At 70.1% G+C, this 23,981-nt stretch carries 18 protein-coding genes; 5 read left to right on the forward strand and 13 right to left on the reverse strand.

The genetic code is table 11. The features are described from left to right. The first annotated feature begins 74 nt into the window (after positions 1–74). Together ITJ43_RS13090 and ITJ43_RS13095 are read left to right on the forward strand one after the other, a co-directional pair. On the forward strand, positions 75–1,937 hold the full coding sequence (locus ITJ43_RS13090; RefSeq protein ID WP_194584285.1) for an HSP90 family protein: 1,863 nt from the start codon (positions 75–77) through the stop codon (positions 1,935–1,937). Continuing rightward, positions 1,934–4,729: a hypothetical protein gene (locus tag ITJ43_RS13095; protein ID WP_194584286.1), complete on the forward strand. Its 2,796-nt coding sequence runs from the start codon at positions 1,934–1,936 to the stop codon at positions 4,727–4,729. The genes ITJ43_RS13090 and ITJ43_RS13095 overlap by 4 nt, the downstream gene beginning before the upstream one ends. 19 nt (positions 4,730–4,748) lie before the next feature. Here ITJ43_RS13095 and ITJ43_RS13100 read toward each other — a convergent pair whose 3' ends face one another. The 6 genes from ITJ43_RS13100 to gabT are packed head-to-tail and all read right to left on the reverse strand — an operon-like array spanning position 4,749 to position 12,799. Beyond that, entirely contained in the window at positions 4,749–6,113 is a 1,365-nt protein-coding gene (locus tag ITJ43_RS13100; RefSeq protein ID WP_194584287.1) for an NAD-dependent succinate-semialdehyde dehydrogenase, read from the reverse strand. A gap of 34 nt (positions 6,114–6,147) precedes the next feature. Beyond that, positions 6,148–7,605 (reverse strand): NAD-dependent succinate-semialdehyde dehydrogenase, encoded by a 1,458-nt coding sequence (locus ITJ43_RS13105; protein WP_194584288.1) that lies wholly within the window; start codon positions 7,603–7,605, stop codon positions 6,148–6,150. Continuing rightward, complete coding sequence (locus ITJ43_RS13110; RefSeq protein ID WP_194584289.1) at positions 7,602–9,161, reverse strand: APC family permease; 1,560 nt, start codon at positions 9,159–9,161, stop codon at positions 7,602–7,604. Before ITJ43_RS13110 ends, ITJ43_RS13105 begins: the two co-directional genes overlap by 4 nt. Further along, entirely contained in the window at positions 9,158–10,048 is an 891-nt protein-coding gene (locus ITJ43_RS13115; RefSeq protein ID WP_194584290.1) for a universal stress protein, read from the reverse strand. The genes ITJ43_RS13110 and ITJ43_RS13115 overlap by 4 nt, the downstream gene beginning before the upstream one ends. After that, a complete protein-coding gene (locus ITJ43_RS13120; RefSeq protein WP_194584291.1) occupies positions 10,045–11,406 on the reverse strand; it encodes a flavin monoamine oxidase family protein in 1,362 nt (453 codons plus the stop codon). Before ITJ43_RS13120 ends, ITJ43_RS13115 begins: the two co-directional genes overlap by 4 nt. A gap of 43 nt (positions 11,407–11,449) precedes the next feature. Then, positions 11,450–12,799, reverse strand: coding sequence for a 4-aminobutyrate--2-oxoglutarate transaminase (gene gabT / locus ITJ43_RS13125; protein WP_194584292.1), 1,350 nt, complete (start codon positions 12,797–12,799; stop codon positions 11,450–11,452). A 110-nt stretch (positions 12,800–12,909) separates the two neighbouring features. Between gabT and ITJ43_RS13130 the strand changes: the two genes are divergently transcribed. The 3 genes from ITJ43_RS13130 to ITJ43_RS13140 are packed head-to-tail and all read left to right on the forward strand — an operon-like array spanning position 12,910 to position 16,181. Next, positions 12,910–14,454 carry a helix-turn-helix domain-containing protein gene (locus ITJ43_RS13130; protein WP_194584293.1) on the forward strand — a complete coding sequence of 515 codons (1,545 nt, stop codon included), beginning with the start codon at positions 12,910–12,912 and terminating at the stop codon, positions 14,452–14,454. Between the two features lie 51 nt (positions 14,455–14,505). Further along, entirely contained in the window at positions 14,506–15,204 is a 699-nt protein-coding gene (locus ITJ43_RS13135; RefSeq protein ID WP_228495866.1) for a response regulator transcription factor, read from the forward strand. Next, entirely contained in the window at positions 15,201–16,181 is a 981-nt protein-coding gene (locus tag ITJ43_RS13140) for a sensor histidine kinase (protein ID WP_194584294.1), read from the forward strand. Before ITJ43_RS13135 ends, ITJ43_RS13140 begins: the two co-directional genes overlap by 4 nt. A gap of 15 nt (positions 16,182–16,196) precedes the next feature. Here ITJ43_RS13140 and ITJ43_RS13145 read toward each other — a convergent pair whose 3' ends face one another. From ITJ43_RS13145 to ITJ43_RS13175, 7 genes are all read right to left on the reverse strand, one after another. After that, positions 16,197–17,006 (reverse strand): FAD:protein FMN transferase, encoded by an 810-nt coding sequence (locus ITJ43_RS13145; RefSeq protein WP_194584295.1) that lies wholly within the window; start codon positions 17,004–17,006, stop codon positions 16,197–16,199. Next, entirely contained in the window at positions 17,003–17,509 is a 507-nt protein-coding gene (locus ITJ43_RS13150; RefSeq protein ID WP_194584296.1) for an FMN-binding protein, read from the reverse strand. The genes ITJ43_RS13145 and ITJ43_RS13150 overlap by 4 nt, the downstream gene beginning before the upstream one ends. A gap of 18 nt (positions 17,510–17,527) precedes the next feature. Next, a complete protein-coding gene (locus ITJ43_RS13155; protein ID WP_194584297.1) occupies positions 17,528–18,943 on the reverse strand; it encodes a ferric reductase-like transmembrane domain-containing protein in 1,416 nt (471 codons plus the stop codon). A 106-nt stretch (positions 18,944–19,049) separates the two neighbouring features. After that, on the reverse strand, positions 19,050–20,183 hold the full coding sequence (locus tag ITJ43_RS13160) for a LacI family DNA-binding transcriptional regulator (RefSeq protein ID WP_194584298.1): 1,134 nt from the start codon (positions 20,181–20,183) through the stop codon (positions 19,050–19,052). 35 nt (positions 20,184–20,218) lie between these two features. After that, positions 20,219–22,108, reverse strand: coding sequence for a glycoside hydrolase family 3 protein (locus tag ITJ43_RS13165; protein ID WP_194584299.1), 1,890 nt, complete (start codon positions 22,106–22,108; stop codon positions 20,219–20,221). Between the two features lie 37 nt (positions 22,109–22,145). After that, positions 22,146–23,012, reverse strand: a complete 867-nt coding sequence (locus ITJ43_RS13170; protein ID WP_194584300.1) for a carbohydrate ABC transporter permease — start codon at positions 23,010–23,012, stop codon at positions 22,146–22,148. Between the two features lie 12 nt (positions 23,013–23,024). Beyond that, the gene (locus ITJ43_RS13175) at positions 23,025–23,978 is read right to left on the reverse strand and encodes a carbohydrate ABC transporter permease (RefSeq protein WP_194584301.1); all 954 of its coding nucleotides are present in this window, start codon (positions 23,976–23,978) and stop codon (positions 23,025–23,027) included. Between the last annotated feature and the right edge of the window lie 3 nt (positions 23,979–23,981).

The raw sequence follows: 23,981 nt of genomic DNA on the forward strand, positions 1-23,981 counted from the left end.
GCGCACCACCCCCACCGCCGGACAAAAGGTCGAATAGCCTGGAAGCTGCCACCCGCTGAGACAACCGAGGAGCGATGCTGAACGAGAGCACTGCCGCCCACCAGTTCCAGGTCGATCTGCGCGGAGTGATCGATCTGCTCAGCCGGCACATCTACTCCGGACCGCGCGTGTACCTCCGAGAGCTGCTGCAGAACGCCGTGGACGCGATCGCCGCCCGGCGCGCGCTCGACGGCAGCGGCGGACGCGTGCGCATCACGCCCGTGAGTGCAGCATCCGACGAGTTCGTCATCCGCGACGACGGCATCGGGCTGAGCGCCGAAGAGGTGGCCGACATGCTCGCCACCGTCGGGCACAGCTCGAAGCGCGACATCTTCGATCTGCCCCGCAGCGACTACCTGGGGCAGTTCGGCATCGGGATGCTGTCGTGCTTCATGGTGTGCGACACGATCGTGATCCGTTCGCGCAGCGCCGCGGGCGCGCCGCCGGTGGAGTGGATCGGACGCGCCGACGGAACCTTCACGGTGGCCGCCGGTGCCGACGATCTGCCCGTGGGCACCAGCGTGCACCTCGTGCCGCGCGCGGAGACGAAGACCCTCGTGAGCACGCCGACCGTGCGGGAACTCGCCGAGACGTTCGCCGCGTATCTGCCGACCACGATCGTCGTCGACCTGCCCGGAGGCGGAGAGAGCACGGTCACCACAGCACCGCCCTTCCTCTCCGACGATCGCGAGACCCAGCTGGGCTACGGACGCTCGCTCATCGGTGCGGAGCCGCTGGATGTGATCTCGCTGTCGGTGCCGGGCACACAGACCCGCGGCGTCGCGTATGTGCTGCCCTACGCTCCCCCGCCCTCGGCGCGGCAGAGCACGCGGGTGTACCTGCGGCGGATGCTGCTCACCGAGCGCGCCGACGACATCCTCCCACCCTGGGCATTCTTCGCCCGCGCGGTGATCGACTCCGGCGGCCTGCATCCCACCGCCAGTCGGGAGTCGCTCGTCGACGACGATGCTCTGGAGCAGACGCGGCGTGAGCTGGGCGACGGCATCCGGCGGTGGATCCTCGATCTCGCGCTGCACGACCCGCTGCGCCTGGCGCAGTTCGTCGCCATCCACGAAGTCGCCCTCAAGTCGCTCGTCCGCCATGACGAAGAACTCGCGCGGTTCATCGTGCGCTGGTTGTCGGTGGAGACCACCCAGGGCCGGTTGCGCATCGAGGAGCTGGTGCGCCGCTATCCGCACGTGCGCTACACCGAGACCGTCGACGAGTTCCGTCAGGTCGCCAGCGTCACCGATGCGGGAACGGTGCTCGTCGACGGCGGCTACGTGTACGACGCCGAGCTGATGAGGCTCGTGCCCGACATCTTCCCCGGGGTGACGGTGGAGAAGGTCGACGTCCTCGACGAGATCGACCGCCTCGATCTGCCGCCGCTCGATGACCGCGCGGCTGCCCTCGACCTTGAACGCCGCGCCGCCGCTTCCCTACCGGAGGTGGACGTGCTGGTGCGCGCGTTCGATCGTGCCGACCTTCCCGGCCTGTTCGTCTCGGACCCGGCGGTGCTGCGCGCCCTCGACCGCGGACGCGCGCGCAGCGCGGGCGGCGCTCTGTGGGGCGGGGTGCTCGACCGTGCCGCCGTGGCGCAGGGCGACGCCGCCGCCGGCTCATCGCCGGCCGCGCGGCTGTGCCTGAACTGGACCAACGACGTCGTGCGTCGCCTCGCCGCCGCTGCCGACGGAGACGTCTTCGGTCTGAGCGTGCGCCTGTTGTACGTGCAGTCGCTCCTGGCGGGACACCATCCGCTCGGCTCCGACGACCGTGCACTGTTGACCTCATCGCTGTCACAGCTGCTCGGTCGCGCGCTTCAGGCAGAAACGGCCGGTGCCGATCACGCCGTGACCGCCTCCCCCGCCCCCGACGTCCGGCACGAAGGAGAATCATGACGAGTTACGCCACCCGGATCCGCAGCCTCTTCGACGAGATCGACCGCACGCCGTGGGGCCCGCAGGAGCGCGCACTCGTGGCCGAAGCCGTCGCGCTGGCGCAGGAGAGCGGTGATGAGCGACTCGAGTACGAAGCGCGCATGCGCCAGACCTCCAGTGCGAACATGATCGGCGACACCGACCTGATGCTGACCTCGTTCGCGTGGTGTCTGGCCCACCACGACAACGATCCGGAGCGGTTCCCGGCAGTCGTCGAGCCCGCCGGCGACCTGCTCTGGCAGTACAAGTGGATGGCCGGTGCCCTGTCGAACTCGCCGGAGTTCGCGCCCACGCAGATCTCCGCGGTGCTCGACGACATGGACGATCACTACCGGCGCGCCGGCGTCGGGTCGTCGGGCGTGCTGATGGCGCGCTTCGAGGATGCCTGGTCGGCCGGACGGATGGACGAAGCGGCCGAACTTCAGCAGAAGCTGGAAGCGACGCCTCGCGACGACTACAGCCACTGCGATGCGTGCGTGCGCAGCCAGTTCGCCGGCTTCTTCGCCGAGACCGGACGTGAGGACGAGGCCATCCGCCTGGTGCAGGAAATGCTCGACGGCGGCTTCTCGTGCGGCGAGGAGCCCGAGCACGCCCTCGCGCGCATCCTGCTGCCCTACCTGCGTGCGGGAAAGCTCGACGACGCGCGCTCGGCGCACCTGCGCAGCTACCGGCTGGCCAAGGACAACGCCGCCAACCTCGCGATCATCGCCCACAACGTCGTGTTCTGCGCGGTGACCGGAAACGAGGCGCGCGCGCTCGCGCTGGTCGAGAAGCACCTCCCCTGGCTCGTGCACGACGGCTTGGATGCCGCGGCGCACGAGACCGCCCTCGCCTCGTTCGCTGTCGGTCTCGACGCCGTGGCCACCGCGGGCCACCCCGATGCGCCCGTACGGGGATCGGACGCAGGTGAGCTGGTGAGCGTGTTCGGAGAACACGACGGGCCGTGGGGCGCGGCGGAACTGGCGGCGCGCGCGTGGCAGGAGGCGGAGAAGATCGCCGCCGCGTTCGATGCCCGCAACGCCACCGACGCCCATGCCCGTGAGCTCGCGAGGCTCCGCGAGGCGGCGACCGAACGCTACGACGTGCCGATCCGCTCGCACGAGTTCTCGACGCTCACCCCGGCAGAGGAGCCGCAGACGGCGCAGCAGCGCGTGCAGCGCGCTCTCCTGCTCAGCAGCGCCGGCTCCAGCGCCGCGATCGACGTCATCCGCTCCGCCCTTCCCGACGCCGCCGGCGACGACCGCGTGGCGCTCACCTCTCACCTGGTCTCCGCCCTCGTCTCGTACGGTCAGACCGACGAGGCGGCGGCGGCGCTCGCCGAACGACTCCCGGTGCTGCGCGCAGAGGGTCACGCCGTGCAGGCGGGCCTCGAGGAGAAGCTGGGGCTCGTGCTGTTCGGCGTCGATCTCGTGGAAGCGTTGCCGCGCGTCGAGGCCGAACTCGCCGCGCTCGGCGCCGAGCATCTCGCCCCGCGTGCAGACCTGCTGTCGACGATCGCGATCGGTCGGCTCTGGGCAGGCGAGCACGAGGCTGCGGCATCCACCGGACATGGCGCCGCGGAGCTCTTCGCGCAGGCCGGCGACATCCGCCGCGCGCACGGGATGCGGCTCCTCGAAGCCGACGCGCGCTCCGCCTCCGGAGACGGGGTAGGCGCAGCGGAGATTCTCGACGCGCTGTTGGCCGACCCGGCGGTCGACGACGGTCGCCGCGTTCGCACCCTGGTCACCCGCGCACGCCTGCACGGGGCCGCGGAGGAGTTCGCGGCCGGCGCGGCGGCGGCCGACGACGCCGCGCGGATCGCGGTGTCGATCGGCGTGGACGATGCCATGACCTCGGAGGCGTTCCTGCTCGCGGCCATGCTGCACGAAGACGCGGGCGCGCCGGCGGAGGCCGTCGGCCGTTACCGTGTCGCGGCCGAACGCCGTGACACGGCGGGCCTGCCGAGCACCGACGTGCGCTTCCGGCAGGGGCGCGCGATGCTCGCCGCCGGATACGCGGCCGAGGCCGTCGACACGCTGAACGACGTGCTCCGCGAAGAGAGCGAGAGCGGTGTCGAAGCGGCATCCCGCGCACTCACGGCGGCACTGCTCGCGCAAGCGCTCCAGGCTGCCGAGGAGTACGGCAACGCCGTCGGCGCCTGGTCGTATGCTGCCGATCTGCGCGAGGAGGCGGAGGATGCCGTCGGTCGCGCCTACGCCCTCGTGCAGCAGGGTCGACTGCTGGGCCGCTTCGGCGCCACCGACGATGCGATCGAGGTGCTGACGGAGGCCGTGGGCATCGTCCGCGGCAACGACGACGAGGTGGGACTGCTGGCCGACGGGCTGCACACTCTCGCGCAAGCCCACCAGCAGCGCGGCGATGACGAGGCGCTCGTCCTGATCGAAGAAGCGCTCGAGCTCGGCCGTCGCCACGACGCCGACTGGTTCGTGGCTGACGTCCTCGACACCCGCGCCCGCCTGCACGCGTCGCGCGGTGAGGTCGACGCGGCGGTGGCCACGGCGCTGCACGCAGCCGACGGATTCGCCGGCGCGGGCGATATCGGCGGCGCGGGCGGTTCGGAACTGTTGGCGGCCAGGGTGCTGCGCGAAGCCGATCGCCCCGGCGACGCCGTCGCGCTGTACCGGGCCGCGTTCGACCACGCGAGCGAGATCGAACCGCTGCGCCAGACCGTCGCTCTCGAGCTCGGTGACGTGCTCGAGAGCCTCGGCCGGCACGCGGAGGCCGCCGAGGTGCGCGCCGTGCTGCCGGCCTGAGCCGGCAGCACGCGCACGTTCAGCCGGCGATGCGGATCAGCTTCTTGTTGACGAACTCCTCCGCCGCCAGCAATCCCATCTCGCGGCCGGTGCCGCTGCGCTTGACACCGCCGAAGGGCAGCTCGGGCGAGTCGGCGAGGACGACGTTGACGTAGACCATGCCGGCATCGATGCGGTCGGCGACCCGCGCGGCCTGGTCGGGGTCGGTCGTGAACACGTACGAACCGAGACCGAACTCGGTGCCGTTGGCGATGCGGATGGCCTGGTCTTCGTCGCTCACGCGGTAGACGACACCTACCGGCCCGAAGAACTCTTCGCGGTAGGCGTCCATGTCCTCAGTGACGCCGGTGAGGACGGTGCCCGGGAAGAAAGCACCGTCCCGCGTGCCGCCGGTGACGACGGTCGCCCCCTGGGCGACAGCCCGATCGACCTGGTCCTGCAGACGCTCCGCAGCGGCGAGCGACGACAGCGGACCCAGCACGGTGTCGTCGGCGAACGGGTCTCCGACGGTGGCCCCTTCGAGCGCGGCCGCGAACTTCTCCACGAACGCGTCGTACAGCTCGTCGGCCACGAGGAAGCGCTTGGCGCCGTTGCACGACTGGCCGTTGTTGTCCAGTCGTGCATCGACGGCGGCCTGCACCGTGGCATCCAGATCGTCGGTGGAGAACAGGATGAACGGATCGGATCCGCCGAGCTCGAGCACCACCTTCTTGAGGTTGCGGCCCGCGATCTCTGCGACGGCCGCGCCGGCACGCTCGCTGCCCGTGACCGAGACGCCGTGCACGCGCGGGTCGGCGATCACCTCGGCGGCTTGGTCGTTCGTGAGCCGTACATCGACGTACGCACCGGCGGGGAACCCGGCGTCGGCGTACATCTGCGCGATGGCCGCCGCCGATTCGGGGCATTGCGGCGCGTGCTTGAGCAGGATGGTGTTGCCGATCGCCAGGTTGGGCGCCGCGAAGCGAGCGACCTGGTAGTACGGGAAGTTCCACGGCATGATGCCCAGGAGCACGCCGAGCGGCGACCGGCGGATCACGGCGGTGCCGTCGCCGAGGATGTCGATCGGGGTGTCACCGGTGATCTCGTCGATGTGATCGGCGTAGTACTCGGTGATGTCGGCAGCGAAATCAACCTCGCCCTCGGCCGCGGCGAGCGGCTTTCCCATCTCGCGCACGATGATCGCGGCCAGCTCGTCGCGGCGCTCGCGGTGCAGCTCGGCGACGCGGCGAAGCAGCGCCGCGCGCTCCGCAGGCGCGGAGCTGCGCCCCCACGTGCGCGCCGCCTCGGCGGCAGCGGCGATGGCAGCCGAGACCTCTTCGGTCGTCGCGTCGGGGTAGGTGGCGAGGGTCTCGCCGGTGGCGGGGTTCACAACCGCGTACGTCATCGTCGTTCTCCGTTCGTCTCGGGTCGGGTGGGGGTCAGGTGGCGGGGACGAGGGTGTACTTCGTGGAGAGGTACTCGTGGATGCCTTCGAGCCCGCCTTCGCGGCCCATGCCGGACTGCTTGACACCGCCGAACGGCGCGGCCGCGTTGGAGACGACGCCCACGTTCAGGCCCATCATGCCCGTATCGAGGCGATCGATCATCCGCAGGCCCCGAGCGAGGTCTTCGGTGAACACGTACGACACAAGGCCGAACTCGGTGTCGTTGGCGAGACGCACACCCTCGTCCTCGTCGGCGAACGTCGTGATGGCGAGCACCGGCCCGAAGATCTCCTCACGGAGGATGTCGCTTCCTGCGGCGACATCGGAGAGCACCGTCGGGGCGTAGAAGCTGCCCGCCCCCTCGACGGATTCGCCGCCGGTGAGCAGGCGCGCTCCGCGGGCGACGGCATCCGCGACCAGCGCTTGGGTGCCCTCGACGGCCTTGCGGTCGATGAGTGGACCGATCTGCACACCGTCTTCGGTGCCGCGGCCCACGCGCATCTCGGCGACGCGCGCGGTGACGCGGCGAGCGAACTCCGCCGCGACGGGCTCCTGCACGATGAATCGGTTGGCCGCGGTGCAGGCCTGGCCGATGTTGCGGAACTTGGCGAGCATGGCCCCGTCGACCGCCTTGTCGAGGTCGGCGTCGTCGAACACGACGAACGGCGCGTTGCCGCCCAGCTCCATCGACACCCGCAGCACGCCCTCGGCAGCCTGGGCGATGAGCTTCTTGCCGACGGGCGTCGAACCGGTGAAGGAGAGCTTGCGCAGACGGGGGTCGGAGATGATCGGCGCCGACAGTGCGCCCGAGTGCGTGGTCGTCACCACGTTGACCACACCGGCGGGCAGCCCCGCCTCGACGAGCAGCTGCACGAAGGCGAGCGTCGTCAGCGGGGTCAGCTCGGCGGGCTTGACCACGACGGTGCAGCCTGCGGCGAGCGCTGGGGCGATCTTGCGCGTCGCCATCGCCAGAGGAAAGTTCCACGGGGTGATGAAAAAGCACGGACCTACCGGGCGCTGACTGATCAGCATGTGCCCGGTACCCTCCGGGTTGGACCCGTATCGGCCGGCGACGCGCACCGCCTCCTCGCTGAACCAGCGGAGGAACTCTCCCCCGTACGTGACTTCGCCGCGGGACTCCGCCAGCGGCTTACCCATCTCCAGCGTCATCAGCAGAGCGAACTCTTCGGCCCGCTCGGTGAGCAGGTCGAACGCCCGGCGCAGGATATTGCTGCGGGTGCGGGGCGGGGTCGCCGCCCACTCCTCCTGCGCCGCCACGGCGGCATCCAACGCGCGGATGCCGTCTTCCGGCGAGGCATCGGCGATCTCGAGCAAGGTGTCGCCGGTTGCGGGATCCTTCACCGGAAAGGTCCCCGCCGATCCGTCGACCCACTCGCCGCCGATGAACAGCTGGCGGGGGGTCTTTTCGAGCAGTGTGCTTTCACTGATCAACGTGCGGCCTCCTTCAGGCGACGGGTGCTGGCCGGGGCATCCATCGAGAGCGTCTCACCACGGAAGAACGCGGGGCGCCGGATGAACTGGCCGACCATGAGGACGATGCCCACCACGATGATGAGCATGCCGAGGATGAAGACGATACCGACGCCGCCGACGTTCGCGCCCGAGCCGTAGGCGGGGTCGATCGAGTCACTGAACGTCGTGAAGAACAGGATCGCCAGGATGACGCCGCCCACCAGCGGAAAGAGCAGCGTGAAGAACACGTTGCGCACCGAGTCGAACCACTGCTTGCGGAAATACCAGACGCACGCGAACGCCGTGATGCCGTAGTAGAAGCAGATCATCATCCCGAGGGTGAGGATCGTGTCCCACAGGGTGTTCTCACTGACGACGCGCATCACGGCGTAGAACGCGGAGGCGACGATGGCGGAGACGATCGTCGCGAAACCGGGCGTGAAGAAGCGCGGGCTCACCCGGGAGAACGCGGGAGGCAGTGCTCCGTAGTGCCCCATCGACAGCAGTGTGCGCGCCGGCCCGACGAACGTGGACTGCAACGAGGACGCCGACGAGGTGAGCACGGCCAGCGAGACGAGGAAGGCCAGCGGTCCGAGGATCGGCCCGGACAGGTGGAAGAAGACGTTGCTCTGGATGGCTTCGTTGCCGAGCCCCAGCTCTCCGGTGCCCACACCCGCGTACATGATCATGGCGACCGCGAGCAGGAGGTAGATCGAGACGATCGTGAGCACCGTGATGGTGGCGGCGCGTCCCGGGGTCTTCTCCGGGTCTTTGGTCTCCTCGTTCATCGTGAGGGTGACATCCCACCCCCAGAAGATGAAGATCGACAGCGACAGACCCGCGGCGAACGCGCTGAAGGAACTGACCGCGAACGGGTTGAACCACCCGATGTCGAACGGATGGACGTCGAAGCCCTTGCCACTGACCGCCTCGACGATCGCCGCGATCGCGAAGAAGACAAGCACAGCGACCTGGAACGTGACGAGCACGTACTGCAGCTTCTGGGTGGTCTGCATATCGCGATAGGAGATGAAGGTCGCCGCCAGCATGAACAGCAGGCAGACGCCGACGTTCACCCACGTGTTGCCGGCCAGATCGGCGATCTCGGCGTTGCCGGTGACCTGCGACAGCAGCAGGAACAGGAAGTCGACGGCGACACCGGCCAGGTTCGACAGGACCAGGATGGTGGCCACCACGAGGCCCCACCCGGCCATCCACCCGATCCACGGGCCGAACGCGCGGGAGGCCCACGTGAAAGAGGTACCGGCATCGGGCATGCGGTTGTTGAGCTCGCGGTAGCCGAAGGCGACGAGGAGCATCGGGATGAAGCCGACGAGGATGATCGCCGGCACCTGCGCGCCGACCTCGGATGCCGTGGGGCCGACAGCCGCGGTGAATGTGTAGGCCGGCGCAATGCAGGAGATTCCGATGACGACGGCGCCGAGCAGTCCGATCGTGCCGGCGCTGAGGCCCTTCTTCGACAGGCCTCCGGCGGCCTCGGCGATCGGCGGAGCGGATGCGGAGGGTGCGCTCATCGTCGAGCCTCCTCGGAGTGCGAACGGGTACGGGGAACGACGATCACCGGGACGGTGATCTCGTGGAGCATCTTGGCCGCCGTCGAGCCGAGGAACAGGCGACGCGGTTGGGCGAGGCGGCTCGATCCGACGAGGGCGACCTCACCGGGCTGCCAGTCGAGGTAGGAGACGGCTTCCTCGATGCTGTCGCCGGCGGCCACCGTGACATCGGTGTGCAAGCCCGCGGGCAGCTCGGCGCGGGCGGCGGCGAGGACCTCGTCGGCCCGGGTGGTGCCGGCGACACGGATCGCCGCCGTGTCTGCCGAGGGCGGCAGATCCACCGGAAGCAGTGACAGCAGTCGCACCGGCACACCGGCCGCGGCGGCGAGTTCGGCCGTCTCGGCGATGAGCGCATCGGCCCCCGGACGGACGCCGATCGCCACCGTCACCCGCGTGATGCCCGTCTCGGGTGCGACCTTGCGCGCACCACGCGGCACCAGCACGACCGGCACATCCGACGAGTGCAGCAGTTCGGTGGTCGTCGATCCGAGCCGGTGGCGTCCTCGCGACGCGCCGTCGGCGGCGCCGACCACGATGTACGAGGCGGCGAGCTCATCCGCCACCGCGATGAGCCCCTCCGCGAACGACTCCGCAGTCCGCACATGCGCGTGCGCGACCACCTCGGCCGGGATCCGGTCGATGGCCTGCGCGATCCACGTCTGCGCCTGGGCGTGCAGGTGACGCTCGTACCCGGCATCCGGAGGGGTGATCACACTGCGATCGCCACGCGGCAGGATGATCGCGACATCCAGAACGGCGTCGACGGCCGCCGCCAGGCGCGCGGCGAAAGCCACCGCATCGCGCCCGGGCTTGGTGGCGGTGTACCCGACGACGACGTGCCCGCTCATGCGTGGATCTCGTCGAGGATCTGCGACGCCGCCAATCGCCCCATCCGGATGGCGCCGTCGACGTGCTGGTAGCCCGCTCCGGCCATGTCGCTGCAGGCGAAGTGGATCGGTCCGACCGGCGTGCGCAGGTCGGCTCCGTAGCGGTGCAACCCGCCGAGGTCGAAGGATGCCGCGTACGCTCCGCGCGTCCACTCCTCGCTGCCCCAGTCACTCTCGTAGTAGACGACCGGGTTCTTCGCCTCGGGGCCGTAGTAGTGACTGAGCGACTCGAGGATGCGCTCCTTGCGCTCTGCGGCGCTGAGGCGGAAGAGATCGTCGGCCGTGCGGTCGGAGACGAAGCCCACGAGGGTGCCGCGCTCGTCGCCGTGGTTGGTGTTGTCGTAGGCCTCGTGCGACAGCTCGTACGGGCTGAATGCCGTGCCCGAGAGCCCCTTGTCGCGCCAGAACGGCGTCTCGTAGACCGCGTGCACCTTGATGACGAAGCCCATCGAGATGTGCTGGTGCATCTGGTGCTGCAGCCGCGGCAGCGGCGGCACGAACGAGATCCGGTTGTAGAGCACGGGTGCGAGCGCGAGAATCGCGTGTCGCGCGCGCACGGTCACGCCTTCGGCGATCGCGACGACGCCCTCGCCCGCGGAGTACTCCAGGGTGCGCACCGGCTGACCGAGGAACACGTCGCCGGCGAGGCGTTCGGCGAGCAGCAGCGGCACCTGCTGCAGGCCGCCGACCACGCGCTTGTCGAGGATGAAGTCGGCGTCGACGAGATTCGTGTAGCTGCCCGCGGATGCCGCCATCAGCAACGACTGCAGCAGCGAGAACGAGTGCGTGGGCTTGGTGAGCATGGCCGAGCCGGTCGGGAAGGCGAGGTTGCGGATCGCCTCGTCGTCGTCGGTCTGCGCGTGCAGCCAGGCGTCCCACGACACGGTGTCCCACGCGGCGGCGTTCGGGTGCGCCCAGGGGCGGTCGGGATCGATCTCGGCGACCATCTCGTCCAGGCGTGCGGTGACGTCGGCGATGATCTTCTCGGTCTCCGGGCTCACCGGGAACATGTCGCCGGTGAAGCGGTGTGCGGTGCCGTCGGGACCGACGTAGACGCTGTCGCCTTCGCGATAGCGGTCGAAGGTCTCCAGCCCCAGCTCGGCGATGGTTTCCTTCAGGGCGTCCTGATCGGGAGACACCCACTGGCCGCCGATCTCGAGCATCGCCCCCTCGATGGTGTCGGTCCACAGGCGACCGCCGACGCGGTCGCGGGCTTCGAGGACCGCGACGGACAGCCCGGCCTTCTTCAGCTGGTTGGCAGCGGTCAGGCCGGCGGCTCCGGCGCCGATGACGACGACGTCACGGGTGATCTCGGTCATGGTTCTCCTTGCTCGGTATCCCAGAAAGTCGTGCGACGAGTGTTCAGTGGGCGGCGAGCGCCGCGACGACGATCTCGACGCCCTCGGTCAGCAGGTCGTCGCCGATCGACAGGGGCGGGAGGAAACGGATGACGTTGCCGAATGTTCCGCAGGTCAGCACGATGACGCCCTCGGCGATGGACGCCTTCGCGACGGCCGACGTGAGTGCGGCATCCGGTGCTTTCGTGTCGGGGTCGACGAACTCGACGGCGATCATCGCCCCGGCCCCGCGGACGTCGCCGATGCGCGGGTCGGACTGCTGCAGGGACTCGAAGCGGGCGCGGACGATGCCCCCGATCTCTCGCGCCCGCTCGAGCAGCCCATCGTTCTCGAACGCGTCCATCGCGGCCAGCGCCGCCGCGCACGCGACGGGGTTGCCGCCGTACGTGCCGCCCAGGCCTCCGCCGTGGGTCGCGTCCATGATCTCCGCGCGCCCCGTCACCGCGGCCAGCGGCATGCCCCCGGCGATTCCCTTGGCCGTCGTGATGAGATCCGGAACGATGCCGAACAGTTCGCTCGCGAACATCGCGCCGGTGCGGGCGAAGCCCGTCTGCACCTCGTCGGCGATGAAGACCACACCGTTCGCCCGGCACCATTCGGCGACGGCCGGAAGGAAGCCCTCTGCGGGCACGATGAAGCCGCCCTCACCCTGGATGGGCTCGATGATGACCGCGGCCAGGTTGTCTGCCCCGATCTGCTTCTCGATGAGCGTGATCGCCTTCGTCGCGGCATCCCCGCCGGTGAGGCCGTCGCGGAAGGGGTACGACGCCGGCACGCGGTAGACCTCGGAGGCGAACGGGCCGAACCCGCTCTTGTAGGGCATGGATTTGGCTGTGAGGGCCATCGTGAGGTTCGTGCGGCCGTGGTAGGCGTGGTCGAAGGCGACGACGGCCTGGCGGCCCGTCGCCTTGCGCGCGATCTTGATGGCGTTCTCCACGGCTTCGGCGCCCGAGTTGAACAGCGCCGACTTCTTCTCGTGGTCGCCGGGGGTCAGCCGGTTGAGCTTCTCGGCGACCGCGACATACGACTCGTACGGCGAGATCATGAAGCAGGTGTGCGTCATCTGCGCGACCGCGGACTGCACCGCTTCGACGACACGCGGATGGGCGTTGCCCACGCTCGTGACGGCGATACCGCTGCCCAGATCGATGAGCGAGTTGCCATCGGCGTCCACGACGACTCCCCCGCCCGCGGCGACGGCTTCGATGGGCACCGTGTGGGCGACACCGGCCGCCACGGCCGCGCTCTTGCGGGCCAGCAACTCCTGCGAGCGGGGGCCCGGGATGCTCGTGACGAGGCGGCGCTCCTGCGCCAGAGTCGGTCCGCCGACGACGGCGCTGTCGATGATGCTCATGCCGGGAGCGTACGAGGAGCGGATGCCGGTCCACACCCTCCACCGTGTACATTCTGAATCCAGGCTCGTACATCGCGTACAGTCTGTCGCCGTGCGAGGAGTCCGCCGCCATGACCGATCCGCAACCCACGCTGCGCGCCCTGCTCGCGCGGCGCGATCTCGAACTGCGTCTGGCCTCCGACATCGATGACCTCGACAACGGAGCCCTCGATGCACCGCTGCGCTGGGTGCACAGTTCCGACCTGCGAGACCCGACGCCCTTCCTCGCCGAGGACCTGCTGCTGTTGACGACCGGTACGCAGTTCGTCACCGCGTCCGACAGTGCCCCGGCCGCCGCGGACGGCGAGTACGGCGCGTACGTCGCGCGGTTGCGCGGCCGAGGCGTGCGCGGCCTGGGTTTCGGCACCGAGGTCGTGCGCGAGGGCATCCCGCCGGCGCTCGCCGACGCGTGCCGCGCCGAGCGGATGCCGCTGTTCGAGGTGCCGTACCGCACGCCGTTCATCGCGCTCGCCCGCGCCAACGCCGAGGCCATCGCCGCGCAGGCCTATGCCCGCCGCACGTGGGCGTTGTCGGCGCAGCGGGCGATCTCGCTGGCGGCGCTGCGACCCGACGGACTCGCGGCGACCGTCGCGGAGCTCGCCGCGCAGCTGAACGCCTGGGTGGGGCTGTTCGATGCTGCCGGGACGCTCACGCAGAGCGCGCCGGCCGACGGCCTCGACGAAGCGGCGTCCGCGGCGGTGACGGCGGAAGCCGGCGCGGTACTGCGCCGGGGTGCCCGAGCCGCGTCGAACCTCGACATCGCCGACCGGCACGTCACGATGCAGACCCTCGGCCGGGGCGGTCATCTGCGCGGTCTCATCGCCATCGTCGGCGCCGACCTCGACCTGGAGGGACGCAGCGTCGTGACCTCCGTCATCGCCATGGCAGGCCTCGCCCTCGAGCAGAACGTCGGGCTGGGGCGAGCCCGTTCGGCACTGCGCGCGGGCCTGCTGCAGAGCCTGCTCGACGACGATCCGCAGCTCGCGCGACGGGTCTCGCGCGAAATCTGGGGGCCCCTGCCGACCGCGCCGATCGTCGTGGCCGTGGCAGCAGTCACAGCGAGCCGCAGCGACGCCGCCGCCGATTGGCTGGAGCTGCGCGCCGCCGAGCGCGGCGGCCTGTTCTACGCGCGCGGCGGCGAGGGGATCGTGCTGGTCGCTCCGGCTGCGGACGACGCCGACACCACCGCCATCGCCACCCTCCTGGACGCAGCCGTCGGCGTGTCCGACCCCACCGACTACACGGGCTTCGCGCGGGCGCACGCGCAAGCACTCACGGCTCTGCGCTCGGCGCGGCCCGGCACCGTGGCTCGCTTCGCCGACGCGGTCGGCAGCGGCGTGCTGTCGAGCCTCGACACCCCCGTAGCGCGCTCTCTCGCCGAGGCGCGCCTGCGCCCCCTGAGCACCCACGATCAGGCGCAGGGAACGGCACTCGTCGAGACGGTTCGTACCTGGCTGAGCCACGATGCGCGCATTGATGAGGCGGCCCGCGCCCTCGGCATCCATCGACACACCGTGCGCGCCCGGGTGGCGCAGGCCCAGCAGTTGCTCGGCGTCGACCTGACGAGCTTCCCGGTGCGCGCCGAACTGTGGGCGGCGCTGGTCGCCGCAGGCTGAGAGCGCACACACCGATTCTTGGTGATGTCTTGGGCCGCGCGTGGGTGAATGATGGCAGACAGGATCGGAGGTCGGATGGTGCGCGACTGCGGGCGCCCGCGAGTGCTGTACGTGGAGGACGATCCGACGATTGCCGGCATGACCGTCGAAGTGCTCGGCGAGGTGTACGACGTGACGCACATCACCGATGGTCATGCGGCGCTCGAGCGCATCCTCAGCGAACGCTTCGACGTGTTCGTCATCGATCGCCGTCTTCCGGGACTCGATGGCGTCGCGCTCGTCCGAGCGGCACGCACGGCCCGGATCACGACGCCCGCGCTGCTGTTGACCGCGCTCGGCGCGGTGGCCGACCGCGTCGACGGGCTGGATGCCGGCGCCAACGATTACCTCGTCAAGCCCTTCGATTTCGACGAGCTGCTCGCCCGGCTTCGCGCACTCGTGCGCGGACACCGCGCGGAGGGACGGCGACGATACCTGGGCGAGTGGACCTTCGTCGCCGATTCTGATGCCCTGTACGGCGCCGGTGGCGAGCGCGTCACGTTGACGGCGACCGAGGCCCGGTTGGTGGCGCTGCTGTCCGAGAGCCCGGAGCACGTCTACTCGCGCGAAGAGATCCTGCGGGCGGTTTTCGCCTCCGACGATGCGGTGAGCTCTGTGGACACCTATGTCCACTACATCCGCCGCAAAGCCTCTGCCGGCATCATCGAGACGGTCCGCGGGCGCGGCTACCGCGCGGGGAGCCCCGTATGAGCGAGGAGGCGGACCGCCGCCGCATCCACCGCGCCGCCCTCCGGGTCGGCGCGCTCGTCGGGGTCGCCTCGGCGATCGTCGTCGCGGGGGGCGTCGCAATCCTCGTGACGGTGCTGATGCTGTCGGCACGGCCGGAGCTCCACCGCGGCGACGGGGACGGCGGCCCCCGGGGCGGCGACGGGGACGGCGACCGCATCGTCGTCGATGTCGATCACATTCTGCCGTGGGTCATCGGACTGGGACTTCTCGGGGTGCTGCTGTTGGCCCTGGTGGCGTGGGTGGCCGCACGGCGCGCCGTGATCCCGCTCGGCGCGGCGCTTCGACTGCAGCGACGATTCGTCGCCGATGCCAGCCATGAGATGCGCACACCGCTGACCGCTCTGACCAGCCGGGTGCAGATCCTCGAACGCCGCTACCGACGCGGGGAGGACATCGACGAGACTCTGGCCGCGCTGCGCGCGGACGCGACGGTGATGGACGATGTGCTCACCGACATGCTGCTGACCGCAGAGGGGGCCAGCGCGCCGGCGTCGCCGACACCGGCCAACGACGCGATCGCTGCCGCCCTGCGGACGATCGCGCCCCTCGCCGACGCCGCCGGGGTGACCGTGCGGATGACCGATGCGACGACGGCGCTCGTCGCGATGCCGCGGGTGACTCTCACACGCCTGTGCGTCGCGCTGCTCGACAACGCCGTCCAGCACACGCCCGCAGGCGGCACGGTGCAGATCTGGTCCACGTCCGACGCGCGCACCCTTCAGGTGCGCGTGCGCGACGAAGGCCCCGGCATTTCGGAGGCCGATCGCGAGCGCATCTTCGAACGGTTCGCCCGCGGCGCGGAGTCTGGACGGCGGCGGGGGTTCGGACTCGGACTCGCGCTCGTCCGGGAGGCCGCGGCAGCCGTCGGAGGAACCGTCTCGATCGAATCGACCTCGCCGTCGGGCACGACGATGACACTGCAGCTCCCGACGCGCTGAAAGCCCTCGTCCCTCTCAGGCCGCTGTCTGCGCGGGAACCGTCTGGACCCCGACTCCGGCCACCCACCGACGAACGCCGCCGTCCGTGACGGTCATCGCGGAACGCAACGGAGCACCCCAGAGCCACGCGAAGTCCTCGTCGCCGGCGACGGCGAGCGCCGTGGCCCACACGTCGGCGGTGGTGAGATCGTCCGCGACGACGGTGGCGCTCACTGCGGCGCGCACCGGCACACCCGATCGGGGGTCGACGAGATGCGCGCCGCGCTCTGCGGTGCCCGACGTCGCGACCGCGCCGTTGCGCAGCCGCAGCATCGCGAGCACCCCGCCCGGCCGCACCGGATCGGCGATGCCCACGTTCCACGACCAGTCCGCGCCGCGTGCGGTCCATACCCGCAGGTCGCCACCGACATTGATGCCGACGGCCATCACACCGGCGTCAGCGAGCAGCGGCGCGAGGTATGCGCTCGCCGCGCGATCGGCGGCCCAGCCCTTGACGTACCCGGTGGGGTCGAATCCGCCAGACCACGACGCGCTGAACCGACCGCCCGTCGCCTCCTCCCGCTCGCGGCAGGCTGCCTCCACCTCGCGCACCCGCGGGTCGGCAGCGGCCAGCGCGAGCGCACCGCGCCGGAGCCGGGAGATCTCCGACGCCCGGCGAAACGGCGAGAAGAGCGCCTCGAGTTCACGCAGCTCGGCGATGGTGGATGCCGCGGCATCCACCGCTGCCGCAGGCACCGCCCGTGCCATCGGTCGACCGACGACGTGGATGCTGACGATGGTGCCCATCAGCTCGGCCGTCCAGGCACGTCGGACAGGCGGATTCATGCCGACGCCTGGTCGATCGCCGATTGGAGCGAGTCGAGGTAGCCGGTGCTGGTGTACGTCGCTCCCGAGATCATGTCGATGGCCGCGCTCTGGGCGGCGAGAGTCTCGGAGATGAGTTGCGGGAGTGCATCCTGGTTGATCTGTCGGTCACGACTGTCGTGATCGGGATAGGCCGGAGTCTGCACATCGGTGATGGCCCCGCCCGAGACGGTGATCTTCACTTGCACGGCGCCGTAGCGGGTGTTCGCTGCCGCTCCGCTGAACGTGCCGTCGGACAGCCCCGTCTTGGCCGGGGCGGCGTTCGCTGCCGCATCGGGCGTGGCGGCCGATGCCGGTGCCGACGCCGCAGCGGACGGCGTCGGCGCCGCGGCGGCCGCGGCGCGCGGTGTGGCTTTCACCGGTGCGACAGCGGCGGTCTCCTGCTCCGGCAGCGACGTGCGGTAGCTGAAGATCAGCACCAGGCCGCTGACGGTGGCCAGGATCGCGTAGACGATTCTCTTCATCGTGTTCTCCTTCTCGGCTCAGACGCCGAACGCCTCGCTGTGGATCTGAGCGGAGGGCACGCCCGCCGCTCGCAGATCTCGTCGGACGGCCGCCATCCACGCCGGGGGGCCGCAGAGAAACACGTCGTGGTCGTCGAGATCGCGCACCATTCGACGCAGCAGCTCATCGCCGCGTCCATCCGCGAACGCTCCCGGCATCCAGGTCGAGCCGGAACGCCGGCGCGCGCCGTGCAGGGCGACGTGACGCACGCCCCGCTCGCGCACGAGGCGATCGATGGCGACCGTCTGCATCGATTCCTCCGCACGGTGGTCGCGGGTCACGAGCGTCGCATCTCCGGGCGCGTAGGGCTGCTCCTCCAGCAGAGCGACGAGCGGCGCGACGCCCGCCCCAGCCCCGAGCAGGAGCATCCGGTCGCGGGTGCGGACGTCTCCGGTGAACTCTCCGTACGGCCCCTCGATCAGTACCCGCGTTCCACGACGGAGCGTCGCGAGTCGTCGCGTGCCGTCTCCCACCATGCGCGCCGCGACGACGAGTTCGCCCCGGGCCGGATCGGCGGCCAGCGATAGCGGGTTGCCCCGCGTCCACCCCGCGCCGTCGAGGAAGCGCCAGACGAAGAACTGCCCGGCGCGAGCCCCCAGTCTCTCCAGCCGCCGTCCGCGCATGCGCACCACGACACCGAGCGGTCCGTCCGCTTCGACCGACACGACACGGATGCCGTGGCGCGCCGATCGCCACAGCGGCAGGGCCACGCGGAAGACGATGACGGCGGCGGCCGTCACGGCCCAGAGCCCCCACCAGTACATCTCCGCGAGAGGGTGGGCGGCGAAGTCGGCGCCGGTCCACAGCATGTGCGGGATCGCGAGACCGACGCCCAGGTACCCGTACAGATGCAGGAGATGCCACGACTCGTACCGCAGCTTCCGACGCGCGCGCCGCACGCTCGTCACGACGACGAGCACGAGCAGGGCAGTGCCGACGGTGGCCAGGAGCATTCCGGGGTAGTTCCAGACGAAATCCCACAACTGAACGAAGACGTTGACGTCTGCCTGTGCGGCGTAGCCGGCCACCAGCAGCGCAATGTGGGCCAGCAGCAGCCAGAACGACCAGAAACCGACCCAGCGGTGCATCCGCGTGATCGCGTCACGTCCGAATCCGCGCTCGAACACCGGAACCCGCGCCATCAGCAGCACCTGGTACAGCAGCAGGTTCGCCGAGACCAACCCGGTGATCCGACCGAGGGTGTTGAGGGCGTCGGCATCCATCGCCGTGAGGTCGCCGACGGCGCCGCCCGCGACCCACAGCGCGACGACGAACAGACTGGTCGCCCAGATCACCGCGATCGCGAGCAGACGCCAGGCGTTGGTTCGCACGCGTGCCGGCGGGGCCGGCGCATCGGCGAGCAATGGAGTGAGCCAGTCGGCCTCTGTGGTCATGGCATGAGCGTGGCTGAGCCGTTCTGAGACAGAGCCAAGAATCGGCAGCTCCCCGCAAATGCAAAGACATCGCACAGGAGCGCGGCGGCGATGCCCCGCAGCGCTGTCAGCAGCCGCAGCTGTGACGGATGAGGAGACGGGGAGCGAAGACCGCGTCGAAACGGCTCTGGCCCTCGGGCACCGGCCCGGCTTTGCCCGCGAGAATGCGCGCGGCGGCGCGCCCCATCGCTTCCATCGGCTGCCGCACGCTCGTCAACGCCGGGACGCTCAAGCGTCCCGCGAGGATGCCGTCGAACCCCGTGACCGCGACCTGCTCGGGCACCCGCACGCCCAGCGCGGACAGGGCATCGAGCGCCATCAGTGCATGCTGGTCGGTCGCGCACACCAGCGCGCGCGGCAACGCCCCGCGCGCCTGCAGGTCGGCGAGTTGCTCGACCATACGGTGCGGTCCGCGCACCGTGCCATCGATCGGCTCTTCGCGCGGGCGCTGGCCCCATCGAGCGAGCGACGCCCGATACTCCAGGAAGCGCTGCGTGTTGTCGAAACCTTCCTGGCGCCCCACGAAGGCGACGTCGTCGTAGCCGTGGTCGTGCACGAGGTGATCGATGAGTCCCCGCATGCCGCCCGCGTTGTCGACGCGCACGCGGTGGTGCGGGTCGTCGCCCGGGGCGACGCTGAACAGCACGGTGGGAATCGTCGCCGGCATCCGCAGCAGGGCGGCGGGCAGCACCGGAGAGGGGAAGATCGCCAGCCCGTCGACCCGTCCCGCGGTATCGGCGACCGAGACGTCGCTGTCGGAGCCGCTGGAGAGCACCACGGGGCGCCCCAGCATCCAGCATTCCAGCGCGAATCCGCGCTGGACCTCGTCGACGTAGAGAGGGAACGCGCGCGGGTCGGCGAGGGTCTCGTCGTCGGTCAGCGACCACGGGATGATATCGCCCGCCGGCAGCGGCGTCGGGCGGGCATCGGGACGCGGCGGCGACACATCACGGGGTTCTGCCCGCTCGAGCATGAGGTCGAAGGCGTGCAGTCCGAGGATGCCGGTGCGCCCATTGGCCAGGCCGCGGGCCGCCGCGCTCGGGGCGTAGCCGAGCCGGCGGGCGGCGGCGAGTACGCGCTCGCGCGTGGCTTCGCTGATGCGCTCGGGCCGGCGGAAGGCGAACGAGACCGACGCGATCGAGACGCCCGCCTCTTGCGCCACGTCGTAGACGGTGGGGCGTCGTGAGGCAGCGTCGGTCATCCTCGGCCCCTCCTCGTCGCGGCGTGCACCCGGCCTCACCCGGCGGCGGGGCCTCCCCCGCCCGACCGCGCAGAGAGCTCGAGGCCGAAGTGCACCGGGAAGAGGGGATCGCCCGTATCCGACGGTACATCCTCGCGCGACGCACGGACGGCATCCATCGACCGCGGAAGCTCCACGGGCAGGCGCCCCTCGGGGGCGATGCGGCCGGTGAGCACGTCGAGCACGGCGCGCGCCGAACTGCCGAAGTCGACGACGATGGCCGACGCGAACTCGGCGAACGGCGTGAGGATGCCGGGGCGGTCGAGGTTGACGACGAGCACGAGCGGGCACTGCTCGGCGATGCGCCGCATGCGGTAGACCCGGCCCGGCGGGAACTCGAGCGAGCCCTGGTGGAACCATGCCTCGAGGAAGAGGTCGTCGCGCGGCTCGAACGGCGCCCCGAGACGAACCAGCGCGAGATCCGCCTCAGCGGGATCGTCGACCGCACGGCCGAGCCCGGCCACATCCTCCGGACGGAAGCCCTCGATGTACACGCGGCGATCGGCGAGGGCGGCAAGGGGCAGCACGGGGTCGCCGTCGCCGTGCGGGGCGCGATTGAGCACGACCGTGAGCGAGCGCGCCTGGGCATGCTCGCCCTCGGCACGGAACTCGGCGTTTCCGACGATGCGCTCCGCCTCGTCGGGGTCGACGAACGGGTTGTCGAACAGGCCGAGCTGGAACTTCACCCGCAGGATGCGGCGGGCCGACTGGTCGATGCGCTGCTCGGAAACCCGTCCGGAGCGCACGAGGTCGAGGAGCAGATCGACGCACTCCTCACCGCCGAACTGGTCGGCACCGGCATCCAGGATCCTGAGCATGCGCTCGCTCGGCGAGAGCTCTTCGACGCCCCACGCGCGCGCGGGCAGCACCTGATCGCCGACGTGGTTGTCGTTGACCAGCTCCCAGTCGGTGACCACGACCCCGTCGAACCCGAGCTCACCGCGCAGCAGATCGGTGACGATCTGACGGTTGTAGCCGAAGCCGACCTCCTCGATCGGCACGCCGTCTCGTTCGAGCCCGACCGGCATGCCGTAGTACGGCATCATCGCGGCCGTGCCCCGACGGATCGCCTCGCGGAACGGCTCGAGGTGATACTCGAACATGCCCCCCGGGTAGACCTGCTCCCGCCCATAGGGGAAGTGCGCGTCCTCACCGTCCTTCTGCGGCCCTCCACCGGGGAAGTGCTTGGTGGTGCAGGCGACGCTGTCGGGGCCCAGCTCATCGCCCTGGAAGCCCTGCAGGTAGGCCGCCGTGAACTCGGCGACGCGCGCGGCATCCTGCCCGAGGGTCTGTGCCTGACGACCCCACCGCGGTTCGGTCGCGAGGTCGATCTGCGGATGGAGGGCGGCGCGGATGCCGACGGCGCGGTACTCCTGCCGGGCGACCTCGGCGAACCGGCGAACGGTCTCGACGTCGTCGATCGCGGCGAGCCCCAGCCCCTCCGGCCACTGCGAGAACGGGCCCGCGGCGAATCCGACCCCGGTGTTCTCGACGAAGGCGTGTCGCGGGTCGGTGCTGATCGTCACCGGAACGCCGTGCGGGGTCTCGGCCGCCAGCGTCTGCAGGTTGTTGTTCCATACGGCGGCCTGACGTGCGCTGCGGATGGCGTGCACATTGAAGTGCGAGATGTTCTTGCCCGCCACGACGGTGGTCGTCGGCGACTTGGAGATGCGCCCGGGCGTCTCGAGCAGTTCTCCCTGCTCCCCCACCTCGATGACGGTCTGGAACATCAGACCGCACTTCTCCTCGAGGCTCATCCGTCCCACGAGGTCGGCGGCACGGTCGTCGGCGCTCAGGCGCGGATCTTCGTAGGGATCCATCACCCCGTTGCCGTTGAGGTCGCGAAAGGGCGTGCCGTCGGGCGCGGTGAGGAAGGTGGGGGTCATGGAGTCTCTTTCTCGAGGCGGGTCGCGGACGCGGGGCTCACTTGAGCCCGGTCGTGGCGACGCCCTGGATGAAGTAGCGCTGCAGGAAGACGAACAGCAGCAGGATCGGGGCGATGATGAGCACGGAACCCGCCAGCAGCAGGCCGTAGTCCGTCGCGTTCTGGCCGGTCGAGTACAGCGACAGCGCGACCGGCAGGGTGTACATCTTCTCGGTCTGGGCCGCGACGAGGGGCCAGAGGAAGTTGTTCCACGAGGCGAGGAACGTCAGGATGCCGAGGGTGGCCAGCGGCGGACCGCACAGCGGCATGACGACGCGCGCGAAGATGCGCAGTTCGCCCGCGCCGTCGATGCGCGCGGCTTCGATGAGCTCATCGGGGATGCCGAGCATGAACTGCCGCATGAGGAACACCCCGAGCGGTGTCGTGATGAACGGGAGGATGAGCGCCGCGTAGCTGCTCGTCAGTCCGAACGACGACACCATCACGAACAACGGGACGAACGTGACGACGCCGGGGACCATGAGGGTCACGAGCACGACACCGAAGAGGATCTTCTTTCCAGGGAAGTCCATCTTGGCGAGGGCGTAGCCGACCATCGAGCAGAAGATGAGGTTGCCGAGCACCGTCAGCAGTGCGACGACGACGCTGTTCGTGAAGAAGCGGCCGATGTCGAGCGGGCCGAACCACTGGGCGAAGTTGTCCCAGGTGAACTCCCGCGGCCACCAGGTCGGCGGACGCTGCAGGATCTCGCCCTGCGTCTTCACCGAGCCGAGCAGCATCCAGGCGAACGGCAGCATCCAGGCGATGAGCCCGACGACCAGCACGGTGTACGTGACGGCGCGGCCGGTGAAGGCTCGGCGGCTGCGCCGCGTGCGCCGGGGTTGCGCAGTGACGGAAGCGGTCATGACGAGGTCCTCTCAGTCCTTCGTCCGCAGCAGTCGGAACTGCAGCAGGCTCAGTAGCGCGATGGCGAGGAACAGGATGTAGCTGGCCGCCGAAGCGACGCCGTACTGCCCGAAGCCGAACTGCTTGAAGGTGTAATAGGCGACCGACAGGGTCGAGTCGAGCGGGCCGCCCTGCGTCATCACGAACGCCTCCTCGAAGAACTGCAGGAACCCGACCGAGATGAGCACGGCGCCCAGCAGAAGGGTCGGGCGCAGCATCGGGAGCGTGACGGAGGCCAGTCGGCGCCAGGCGGAGGCGCCGTCCATCATGGCGGCCTCTTTGACGTCGGTCGGAATGGCTTGAAGTCCCGCGAGAAAGATCACCATGAGCGTGCCGACGTTGCGCCACACGGCCATCGCGATGAGCGAGGGCAGCGCCCACGTCGTGTCGTTGAGCCAGTCCGGTCCATGGATGCCGACGATCGCGAGCGCACTGTTGAGCAGGCCGTCCGGCTGAAGAATGTACCGCCAGACCACGGAGACGGCGACGATGCTCGTGACCACGGGAGCGTAGAAGCCCACCCGCAGGAACGAGACGATGCGGCCCCCGCCCGAGTTCAACGCCAGTGCCAGCGCCAGCGCGACGGCCATCGTCACCGGGATGCCGACGACGACGAACGTGCCCGTGACGGTCAGCGACTTCAGGAACGTCGGGTCGGTCAGCACCTTGACGTACTGGTCGAGCCCCACGAAGTCCACGGAGAACGGCGAGCGGATGTCCTGGGCGCGGAAGTCGGTGAACGACATCGCGAACGATCCGACGATCGGAACGATCATGAACGCCGCGAAGACGATCACGAACGGGAGCGCGAAGCCCCAGGCGATCCAGCCCTGGCGTCGCCGGAGGGACGAGCCCGCGCGGCGACCACGGCCGCGACCGGAGGAGGCGGCGGCCGCTCCGGTCGCGGCCAGTGATGCCTGCGTCATGTC

This window comes from Microbacterium sp. VKM Ac-2870, assembly GCF_015350795.1.
GTDB lineage: Bacteria > Actinomycetota > Actinomycetes > Actinomycetales > Microbacteriaceae > Microbacterium.